Origin of the sequence: Alteromonas sp. Cnat3-28 (genome assembly GCF_022348265.1) — a bacterium.
GTDB classification, from domain to species: domain Bacteria; phylum Pseudomonadota; class Gammaproteobacteria; order Enterobacterales; family Alteromonadaceae; genus Alteromonas; species Alteromonas macleodii.
This window is the reverse complement of sequence record NZ_JAKREY010000012.1, coordinates 143,419-154,154: the sequence shown is the minus strand read 5'-3', so window position 1 is coordinate 154,154 and position 10,736 is coordinate 143,419. Positions and strand designations below refer to the sequence as shown.

The window sequence follows — 10,736 nt, the reverse complement described above, 5'->3', positions numbered from 1 at the left end:
TGTCGAATACGATTTACTATGCGACAGTGGAAAGCTGCACTCAAATGGTACAGCTCCATAATTGACGCAGCCTGGGCCGGAGGCATATGAAATTAAATTCGTGGGGATCCCTCAGACTCTGACCCCAATTTTTAGCTGGCGAGGCGTTGAAGAATATCTTGGAGCATCGCTTTACTGCAGCCAAAGTTAATTCTGAAATGATCTGCCTTGTGAAAGTCGATGCCTGGTGACGGGCCTACGCCTTTCTCTTCGGCCCACTGCTGGACGTTCTCTACACCTAGTCCACTGGCGTCTACCCACGCTAGGAACGTCGCATCGGCTTTGAGCATTTTAAGCCCGTCAATGCTGTTTACTGTGTTAAACACCATATCTCTGTTTTCACGCAAGTAGGTAAGTTGCTGCTGATGCCACTCGTCACATTGAGTGAATGCTGCTTCTGTAGCCGCTAAGCCCAATACAGTAACCCAAGGTACGATGCCCGCGGCGGCATTGGTAAATGCCTGACGCAGTTGGCGATTAGGGATGATGGCAAAAGACGTTCCCAAACCAGCAATATTAAATGTTTTACTGGCAGCCATTAGCGTGACGCTATTTTCAGCAAGGTTGGACTCGCGGCCCGCCGGTATGTGCTGTTTGCCTTCTTCTAGAATAAGGTCGCAGTGGATTTCATCAGAACATAGCTTAACGTTGTTCGCGTTACAAATTTCAGCAATGCGATCTAATTCAGCTTTAGTAAGCACCGAACCTACCGGGTTCATTGGGTTACAAAGAATAAACAGCTTACATTTAGGATCAGCCGCTTCTCTTTCTAATGCTTCAAAATCTAACGTATAGCGCGCACCTTCGACACCTGAAATATTATCAGAACTCGTGCCGTCGGCATTTTGCACTACCGTGCCTATATCTACTCGTTCAAGACCATTTAGTTTTGGGGCAGCCAGTAGAGGCGGATAATTAGGTGTTTGAATAAGTACTTTATCACCGGGTTCACAATAGGCTTTACACGCTACGTTAAACGCTGGCACAACACCTGGTGTCCACACTAGCCACTCGGGTTGAATTTCCCAATTATGCTTATCTTTAAGCCATCTCACTACAGCCTGAATGGCGCCTTCGTGATGTGCAGGCAGTATGTAACCCATGTTGCCATGCTCAACCTGACCCGAAATGGCGTCTAGAATTGGCTGCGCGCAACGAAACTCAGTATCGGCAACCCACGCAGGAATGATGTCTTTCCCTTTGTACTTTTGCCATTTAAACGAAAATGTGTCTTTTCTGGGAGGGGTATTATCGAATAAGGCGCTCACATTACATCCTGTTGCATAAAAACTTATGCCAACAGTGTAGAATTTTAGCGCCTCATAAACTAGGGGCGTGAGATGAATTAACCCGAATTTTCTATATCGAAATGTACTTTAATAGAGATAAATTAACACGTTAAAGCCAAAGGTAAATTGCGCATTGCTATCCTAACCTGTTTTACGTTGTCATCGTTAACCACGAAGTAGATTTTTGGCTCGCATGCACACCTTTAGCGTGCGATACATAAAATGAAAAACAACCTACAGGCTTAGCTGGCCTGCGACACCGCCTCTCTCGATTTTTGAACTAGCTCTTCCATATTGAGTGGCTTAGCAAGGAAACCGGTAACCTGAAGCTTACGCGCTTCTATCACTAACTCTTTGTTAGGGTCGGCAGTGATGAGTAAAAATGGAACGTCCAAACCCGAAGACTGGCAGGTTTTTAGAAGACTTAGTCCATCATAATCCGGCATTACTTGGTCACTGATGATCAAGCTGATAGATTCTGCGGTTTGTTGCAGCAAAAAATCCCTTGCAAATTTACTACGTGTAAATGGATACACGGTGGCGTCTAACTGCGTTTCCAACGCGTCAGTAATAAGGTCAAGCGTGATAGGATCATCTTCAACTACTGCTACAGAAAACACTACCCTTCCCCTTTTTTTTGGTCATTAGCCGTAAATATTACAACGACTTAGCTCACGTGTTAAGGCGTCAGTCTATTGTACCAATCCGCATAGATAAATGCTCGCTGGGTATTGATCTACGCGGACTGATATTTTCAAGCATAGAATCTCTGAACGCTTTTGACCACTAACCTTTGGTCGATATTTAAACTTTTTCTAACGTTTTAGTGATAATGCTAGAAAGCAGCTTTTTTGATGGGAAGTGACGGTGTGTAAGTTGAGACACGATTTAAAAGATTGCAGGCCAAACTCATCGGCAAAATGGAAAAAAAATGCCAGCTGACGCTGGCATTTTTAAAATCGAATTAAGTCTTAGAAGCTATTAAGACTTAGGTGCACGTGATGCACGCTTACGCTCGTTTTCTGTAAGAAGCTTCTTACGAATACGGATAGATTCAGGCGTTACTTCTACTAGTTCGTCGTCATCGATGAACTCAAGCGCTTGCTCAAGTGACATTCTGATAGGCGGAACAAGTGTTTGCGCTTCATCAGTTCCCGATGCACGAACGTTAGTAAGCTGCTTACCTTTAAGGGCATTTACAGTAAGGTCGTTGTCACGGCTGTGAATACCGATAACCATACCTTCGTACACTTCAACACCGTGACCGATGAATAGGCGACCGCGTTCTTGAAGGTTAAACAGGGCGTTAGTTAGTGCTTTACCGTTTGCGTTAGCGATTAGAACACCGTTCTTACGCTTACCAATGATACCGCCTTTGTACGGACCATAGTGATCGAACGTGTGATATAGCAAACCAGAACCCGACGTTAACGTCATGAATTCTGTTTGGAAACCAATTAGGCCACGGCTTGGAATGATAAAGTCGATACGTACACGACCTTTACCATCAGGAGACATGTCAGTCATTTCTGCTTTACGCAGACCAAGCTGTTCCATGATTGAACCCTGATGCTGTTCTTCACAGTCGATAGTCAAGGTTTCGTATGGTTCTTGCGTTGCGCCGTCAACTTCTTTCAGAATTACTTCTGGACGTGACACTGCAAGCTCGTAACCTTCACGACGCATGTTCTCGATAAGAATACCTAGGTGAAGTTCACCACGACCAGATACGCGGAACTTGTCAGGATCAGGCATTTCTTCAACGCGAAGTGCAACGTTGTGTACTAGTTCGTCTTTAAGGCGCTCAAGGATGTTACGTGACGTTACATACTTACCTTCTTTACCTGCAAACGGCGAGGTGTTTACCTGGAACGTCATGGTTACTGTAGGCTCGTCAACCGTTAGTGGAGGAAGCGCTTCTACTGTGTTCACGTCGCAGATTGTGTCAGAGATCTTAAGTTCGCCAAGACCTGTAATTGCAATGATGTCACCCGCGTGCGCAGATTCAACTTCGTGACGAGCAAGACCAAGATAACCATATACCAAGCCAACTTTACCGTTGCGCTTCTTGCCATCAGCAGTAACAACCGTTACTTGTTGGTTAGGCTTAACAGAACCACGCTTAACACGACCTACGCCGATTACACCCACGTATGAGTTGTAATCAAGCTGAGAGATCTGCATTTGGAATGCGCCATCGATATCTGCATCAGGTGGAGAAACTTGGTCAACGATAGTTTGGAACAACGCCGTCATATCGTCTTCTTTAGTATCTGCATCTAGTGATGCCCAACCGTTAAGTGCAGACGCATAAACAACTTGGAAATCTAGCTGTTCGTCAGTTGCACCTAGGTTGTCGAATAGATCGAAAACTTGATCCATAACCCAATCAGGACGCGCACCAGGCTTGTCGATTTTGTTAATAACAACAATTGGTTTAAGACCTTGAGCAAATGCCTTTTGCGTAACGAAACGGGTTTGTGGCATCGGACCTTCTTGTGCATCTACAAGTAGAAGTACAGAGTCAGCCATCGACATTACACGCTCTACTTCACCACCGAAGTCAGCGTGTCCTGGAGTGTCTACGATGTTGATACGGTAGTCGTTCCAGTTAATCGCTGTGTTCTTAGCTAGGATGGTAATGCCACGTTCTTTCTCGATGTCGTTCGAGTCCATTACGCGCTCTTCTTGCTCGCCTCGAGATTCAAGGGTGCCAGACTGCTGTAACAGTTTGTCTACCAGGGTGGTCTTACCGTGGTCAACGTGGGCGATGATTGCGATGTTACGCAATTTATTAATATCAGTGGTATTCATGCTTATATAGAGCCTGTGTAAATCAACGTCTACTCCAATTCAGTGGAAAGGAGTATGCGTTAGATTTGTTGCAAAAAAATGCAGATAGAAAAATTTGCGCGGATTGTACAGAAAAACCACGACGTTTGCGCATCTTTTTTTGATGGAAACGAGTTTTATTGGTTTTTAAACACTTGTTCAACAAACAACCAGCCCTGTTGCACCTAATTAATCTTATTTGGTAGCTATACGCTACAAAGTAATCTAGGCTGATTGACGTGCAAATGAGCATGAAACGCCATATTGGTGCAACGTTGCACCAATATGATGCAATCTAATCCAAGCGGAAGTGATAGATGCCCGTCTATGCCACTGAAATCGGTAGACATATAGATGGCATGATAATCGCTTTCACTTTTGCCACTGTTGGAGTGAAGCTGATCATTCCGCATTTTTACATTAAACCTGGAGGACACGATGTCAGTAGAAAAGGCATTAGAGCTGATTAAAGAAAGTGAAGCGAAGTTTGTAGATTTACGTTTTACCGATACAAAAGGTAAAGAACAACACGTATCTATCCCTGCGGGCCTAGTTGATGAAGAGTTTTTCGAAGAAGGTAAAATGTTCGACGGTTCTTCAATCGCTGGCTGGAAAGGCATCAACGAATCAGACATGGTTCTTCTTCCAGACGCAACAAGCTGCGTTGTTGACCCTTTCGCTGAGGAAACACAAGTAAATATCCGTTGTGACATCGTTGAACCTTCAACAATGGAAGGTTATGAGCGTGACCCACGTTCAGTTGCTCGTCGTGCAGAAGAATTCCTAAAATCAACTGGTATCGGTGACACATGTTTCTTCGGCCCAGAGCCAGAGTTTTTCCTTTTTGATGACGTACGCTTCCACACTGACATGGCGGGTTCTTTCTTCAAGATTGACTCTTCTGAAGCTAAGTGGAACTCTGGCGAAGAGTTTGAAGGCGGCAACATGGCACACCGCCCTGGCGTTAAAGGCGGTTACTTCCCAGTACCACCAGTGGACTCTGCTCACGATATCCGTGCTGCAATGTGTCTAGTTATGGAAGAGATGGGCCTTGTTATCGAAGCGCACCACCACGAAGTAGCAACTGCTGGCCAAAACGAAATTGCTTGCCAATTCAATACGCTAGTTAAGAAAGCTGACGAAATTCAAGTTTACAAGTATGTTGTTCACAACGTTGCACACGCATACGGTCAAACAGCTACCTTTATGCCTAAGCCGCTTGTTGGCGATAATGGTTCTGGTATGCACTGTCACCAATCTATCTCTAAAGATGGCGTAAACATCTTTGCAGGTGACAAGTACGCAGGCCTTTCTGAAGAAGCACTTTACTACATTGGTGGTATCATCAAGCACGCACGCGCAATCAACGCGTTTGCTAATGCTTCTACTAACTCATACAAGCGTCTGGTTCCTGGATTCGAAGCACCGGTAATGCTTGCATACTCTGCACGTAACCGTTCTGCGTCTATTCGTATTCCTCACGTAACTAGCGATAAAGCACGTCGTATTGAAGTACGTTTCCCTGACCCAACAGCTAACCCATACCTAGCGTTCACTGCTATGCTTATGGCGGGGATCGACGGTATTAAGAACAAGATCCACCCTGGTGATTCAATGGATAAAGACTTGTACGACCTACCGCCAGAAGAAGCTGCTGAAATTCCAACAGTGGCAAGCTCGCTAGAAATGGCACTTGAAGCTCTTGATAACGACCGTGACTTCCTTAAAGCTGGTGGCGTTATGACTGACGACATGATTGATGCATACATCGATCTTAAGTCTGAAGAAGTAACGAAACTTAACATGACTACTCACCCTGTTGAGTTCGACATGTACTACAGCGTGTAATTTCGCACTGTATAGCAATTTATACTAAAGCCCGCTCTGCGGGCTTTTTTTATGCGTACGATTTATCTACTATGTTTTTATAGCTATGCTAATGAATACTCTTTCATGCTGTATCAACTGCGCACAGGGCTTTGCCCGCTTGCATCTGCATACAACTAGAAAGGTTATCCATAAGCCAAACATAGCAAGCTATATGAATTAGCCAGCTAGCCAAAACCACATTGATTAGGTAACGACACGTGCACTACATGACGCGACACATTTGCTTAATTTCGCTATTACTAAGTAGCGGCAATGGCTTACTGCCTGTGCAAGCGGAAATGCTGAGCCAAGAAAGTACCCAGCAAGAAGCACAAGAAAGCGAAACCGGACAAAGCAGCAATGCAACATCAGCCGCAGCTACCTCTCCAATGACCATATACAAGGTGGTAGGTAAAGACGGCTCTGTGACTTACACCGACAAGCCGCAGCTAAACGCAGAACCCCTAGCTTTCGATGTAAAAACGCAAAACGTAGTAACCGCGGCAAAGGTTACCCCACCTCCCCCTGCGAAGCCGGCTGCCCCCAAGCCCAACTATCGCGTAGTCATTAAGTCACCTGCACCAGAAGCGACAATTCGCAATAACTTGGGTGAATTCACTATTTCTGCCGCACAACCTGGTGCACCCAAAGCGCCAATCTACCGATTAATCTTTGACGACGCCCCATTAGCTAGCAATAGTTCAGGCGTCTTTAAGCTTACTGGTATCCATCGTGGGGCACATACCTATAAAGTTGAACTCACGAACAATACGGGCAAGACTCTTGCATCGTCTCCATTACAAACCCTTTACCTGCATCAGGCATCGGCGTTAATTAATAACTAATAGCGTGCAACCACTGTCATGTATGCGCACCATAGAGGTTCAGTGAACATTTCTTATTGAGCTCTTTATTCGCGCAACTCATCATTGCAAGCTACAATGCACAATTATGGTGCAAAGGAGACGAGCTCGGATGCATTCCACCGAGTTAGAAACACAACAGCTAATCAATAGCCTAAATACCGCACTGGTAATGGTAGACAACAAACTTACGATTGTTTACGCCAACCACGCTGGTGAAGCTTTGTTTGAGACTGGATTAAAACAACTTATTGGGCATCCACTTCAAGATTTTTTCTTGCCGGGCACAATAGAAACCACCCGACTTAAAGCTGCCATCAGAAAAGGTGAAGATTTCACCGAAAACGAAATTAAGTTGGCTTTTCGAGATAACCGCTATGTATCTGCCGACCTAACCGTTACCAACTTGCACTTCGAAGACGGCCCACGACTGCTATTTGAAGTTAAAAAGATTGACCAGCAAAAGCGAATTTCTCGAGAAACTTTACAAAACGCGCAGCATTACGCAGCACGGGAATTGGTTCGCGGCCTTGCACACGAAATCAAAAATCCTCTTGGTGGTATTCGCGGTGCAGCACAGCTATTAGAAAAAGAGCTGATTGACGAGCATAAAGAATTTACAAGCATGATCATTGAGCAGTCTGACCGTCTGCGAAACTTAGTTGATCGATTGCTTGGACCAAATTCACTACCTCGATTTGAAGAAAGCAACGTGCATCAAGCGCTTGAAAAAATACGCAGCTTAATGCGCTTTGACTCAGACAATCCCATTACCATAGTTCGCGACTATGACCCCAGCATACCACCGCTTATGTTAGACCCTGACATGATTCAGCAAGCGGTGCTCAATATTGTGCGCAACAGCGTTCAGGCATTAACCGAGAGCCAAACCCCCAACCCACAAATTAGGTTAATTACGCGAATAGAGCGCCAAATGACAATTCAAACGAAGCGTCACGCGCTGGTAGCAAAAATAAAAATTATTGATAACGGCCCGGGTATTCCGGCTGAAGTAAAAGACACACTTTTCTACCCCATGGTCACAAGCAAGCAAAATGGCTCTGGGTTGGGTTTGTCTATTTCACAGACCCTTATAAACCACCACGGCGGCAAAATAGATGTAGATAGCTACCCTGGTCACACTGAGTTCGTAATTTACATACCAATAGATCGTAAGGAGACAGACGATGACGAATGAGTCTGTGTGGATTGTCGATGATGACAGTTCTATTCGTTGGGTGCTGCAAAAGGCCTTACAAGCAGCAGATATCAGCTGCTTAAGTTTTGAAAACCCTGAAGATTTATTGCTTCAACTTCAAAGCGGCCAAGCCCCTGAAGTCATCATTTCAGACATAAGAATGCCACAAATGGACGGCATGACGTTACTGAACGAAGTGCATGCCTCGCACCCTATGCTCCCCGTTATCATTATGACGGCGCATTCGGATTTAGACAGCGCAGTTAACGCATATCAAAAAGGCGCCTTTGAATATTTGCCGAAGCCATTTGATATCGACGAGGCAGTAACCTTAACCCAGCGGGCGCTAGCACATGCCAGAGAGCAGTCCACCGTATCTAAAGTGCAAGTGGAAGACGTAGTAACGGAAATTATTGGCGAAGCACCTGCCATGCAGGAAGTGTTTCGTGCCATAGGTCGCTTGTCTCGCTCTTCAATTAGCGTGCTAATTAACGGGCAATCAGGAACGGGTAAAGAACTTGTGGCGCACGCCCTTCATAGGCACAGCCCAAGAGCAAGTAAACCTTTCATCGCCCTTAATATGGCCGCCATTCCTGCCGACCTTGTAGAATCAGAACTATTTGGCCATGAGAAGGGCGCGTTTACCGGAGCCCAGGCAGCTCGCCAAGGCCGCTTCGAACAAGCCGACGGCGGAACATTGTTCTTAGATGAAATAGGCGATATGCCGTTAGATGTACAAACCCGCCTTTTACGTGTGCTTGCAGACGGCCAGTTTTATCGTGTCGGTGGACATCAATCAGTGAGTGTGGACGTACGCATCATCGCTGCAACTCACCAGAATTTAGAACAAAGGGTTGCTGAAGGTAAGTTTAGGGAAGATTTATTCCACCGCTTAAACGTTATCCGAGTGCACCTTCCTTCACTTAACGAGCGCCGCGAAGATATTCCACTACTGACCCGTCACTTCTTGCGCCGAGCAGCCAAAGAACTTGATGTAGAAGCTAAAAGCATATCGAAAGACGCTGAGCGCGTAATGTCTCAGCTACCATGGCCTGGAAACGTAAGGCAGCTAGAAAACGTGTGTCGCTGGTTAACGGTAATGGCGAGTGGTCAAGAAGTGCTGCCCAGCGATCTGCCACCGGAAATTCACAGCGATAGCAGTATTGAAAAACCTAGCGCTGAATCGGGTGAGTGGCCAGATTTGTTGGCAAGCTGGACTGATAAACAGCTTCGCGACGGCCATCACAATATTCTTAACGACGCGATGCTGACGTTTGAGCGTATTATGCTTGAGCGAGCACTTCAGCACACTCATGGCCACAAACAAGATGCGGCTAAACGCTTGGGTTGGGGAAGAAATACCCTAACAAGAAAGTTAAAAGAATTGGGCGTGAACTAACCCTAGTGATTACGCCGTAAGCTAGCAGGGAACTCACTGCTAGCTTATGAGCGGCTTGCTACCTAATGTCCTTTCGTCAGTAGCGCCGTCATTCCCTGATTGAAATGCCTTACCCACTTCATACTAAACTGGCCCTTGGCGCTTCGATTTATTTCTATCACCGCCTCTTTTTTAGAAAGTACGTTATCTTCATTGTGCGCTCTTGGGTGTGTCATTGCATCGTAGGTATCAACAATGGCTAATAACTTCGCACCTTCACAGATATCGTCTTCTTTTAGCCCCAATGGATAACCTGTTCCATCAGTGCGTTCATGGTGCTGCATCACGATTTTGCGCGCCATATCCCATTGGTCTAGGTGCTCTAACAAACGGGCGCTTTTATACACATGAGAGCGCATAAGATTAAATTCGATATCGCTTAGCGCATCGCCTTTGTGCAAAAGCTTCAATGGCATGAAGGCCATTCCGAAGTCATGTACATAGCTGGCTACGGCAAGCTGATCTTCGTCTATAGGGTTTTCGGCCACGTCGTTAATATACATAGCCAGTTTGGCAATGCGATCACCACGACCAGACCAGTAGTTGGAGCGGCGTTCAATGGTTTGCATTAAGTCGCGGAAAAATAGAATATCTTGCTTCTTTTCACTACTAATATCTTTAGGGATACCTGTAGCCGCTAACGTAGGGGGCTTTATCTGAACGTTTTGTGGGTCGTCTTCATCCGCAACAATATCTAACGCTGGGTTAAGTAATAAGACCGCTTCGGTAAGGCGTTTTTCATGCTCAGCAGTATTTTCAGGCGTCACACGACCGATAGCTAAAACCAGCTGATTGTGAAGATTGTCATCGTATTCGGCTTTGCCATTGGCCATTACAGCCTCTACAAAGGCTTTTACTCTGTCCATAGTAAGCAATACCAAGTCACTCATAGTACTTGTGTAGGCCACCTGCCCTTTGCGCAAATAATCTAGCAAGTCCTCTACATGCTGCAAAAGCGGGATCATGGGAGAGAAGTTAACCAGGCCTAAATCACCTTTAATGGTGTGGATTGAGCGAAACAGAGCACGCTGCAATTCGTTGTCTTCCGGACGAAGCTCTAATTCAATCAAGGTTTGTTCACTTGATTCATAGAGTTCGTTTATTTCCTCCATAAGGTCAGCAAGAATATCTTCTTCTAGGTCGTCTGGAGTAAATGTCTGCATATAGTGGTTACCGAGTTAGGTTCGATTGCGCTTTTTATTATTGTA

8 protein-coding genes are annotated in these 10,736 nt (G+C 45.5%); 4 read left to right on the top strand and 4 right to left on the bottom strand.

The features are described 5' to 3' along the window. Positions 1–131 precede the first annotated feature (131 nt). From MHM87_RS13705 to typA, 3 genes are all read right to left on the bottom strand, one after another. Complete coding sequence (locus tag MHM87_RS13705) at positions 132–1,307, bottom strand: PatB family C-S lyase (protein ID WP_239259615.1); 1,176 nt, start codon at positions 1,305–1,307, stop codon at positions 132–134. 263 nt (positions 1,308–1,570) lie between these two features. Beyond that, a complete protein-coding gene (locus tag MHM87_RS13700) occupies positions 1,571–1,948 on the bottom strand; it encodes a response regulator (protein ID WP_014950586.1) in 378 nt (125 codons plus the stop codon). A 361-nt stretch (positions 1,949–2,309) separates the two neighbouring features. Then, the gene (typA, locus tag MHM87_RS13695; RefSeq protein WP_049588246.1) at positions 2,310–4,142 is read right to left on the bottom strand and encodes a translational GTPase TypA; all 1,833 of its coding nucleotides are present in this window, start codon (positions 4,140–4,142) and stop codon (positions 2,310–2,312) included. Positions 4,143–4,598: 456 nt separating this feature from the next. Between typA and glnA the strand changes: the two genes are divergently transcribed. The 4 genes from glnA (at position 4,599) to glnG (ending at position 9,489) form a co-directional block, all read left to right on the top strand. After that, positions 4,599–6,008, top strand: a complete 1,410-nt coding sequence (gene glnA / locus MHM87_RS13690; protein WP_239259612.1) for a glutamate--ammonia ligase — start codon at positions 4,599–4,601, stop codon at positions 6,006–6,008. Between the two features lie 248 nt (positions 6,009–6,256). Further along, positions 6,257–6,874: a DUF4124 domain-containing protein gene (locus MHM87_RS13685; RefSeq protein WP_239259610.1), complete on the top strand. Its 618-nt coding sequence runs from the start codon at positions 6,257–6,259 to the stop codon at positions 6,872–6,874. Between the two features lie 130 nt (positions 6,875–7,004). Further along, complete coding sequence (glnL, locus tag MHM87_RS13680; RefSeq protein WP_014950590.1) at positions 7,005–8,090, top strand: nitrogen regulation protein NR(II); 1,086 nt, start codon at positions 7,005–7,007, stop codon at positions 8,088–8,090. Continuing rightward, complete coding sequence (glnG, locus tag MHM87_RS13675) at positions 8,080–9,489, top strand: nitrogen regulation protein NR(I) (protein WP_239259608.1); 1,410 nt, start codon at positions 8,080–8,082, stop codon at positions 9,487–9,489. Before glnL ends, glnG begins: the two co-directional genes overlap by 11 nt. Positions 9,490–9,551: 62 nt before the next feature. Here glnG and MHM87_RS13670 read toward each other — a convergent pair whose 3' ends face one another. Continuing rightward, positions 9,552–10,691 (bottom strand): HD domain-containing phosphohydrolase, encoded by a 1,140-nt coding sequence (locus MHM87_RS13670; protein ID WP_075176830.1) that lies wholly within the window; start codon positions 10,689–10,691, stop codon positions 9,552–9,554. Positions 10,692–10,736: the final 45 nt, after the last annotated feature.

Bases quoted from the DNA above. Each gene is read 5' to 3' on its own strand.
- glnA (WP_239259612.1), top strand. From the start codon at position 4,599: ATGTCAGTAGAAAAGGCATTAGAGCTGATTAAAGAAAGTGAAGCGAAG.
- typA (WP_049588246.1), bottom strand. From the start codon at position 4,142: ATGAATACCACTGATATTAATAAATTGCGTAACATCGCAATCATCGCC.
- MHM87_RS13685 (WP_239259610.1), top strand. From the start codon at position 6,257: ATGACGCGACACATTTGCTTAATTTCGCTATTACTAAGTAGCGGCAAT.
- glnG (WP_239259608.1), top strand. From the start codon at position 8,080: ATGACGAATGAGTCTGTGTGGATTGTCGATGATGACAGTTCTATTCGT.
- glnL (WP_014950590.1), top strand. From the start codon at position 7,005: ATGCATTCCACCGAGTTAGAAACACAACAGCTAATCAATAGCCTAAAT.
- MHM87_RS13670 (WP_075176830.1), bottom strand. From the start codon at position 10,691: ATGCAGACATTTACTCCAGACGACCTAGAAGAAGATATTCTTGCTGAC.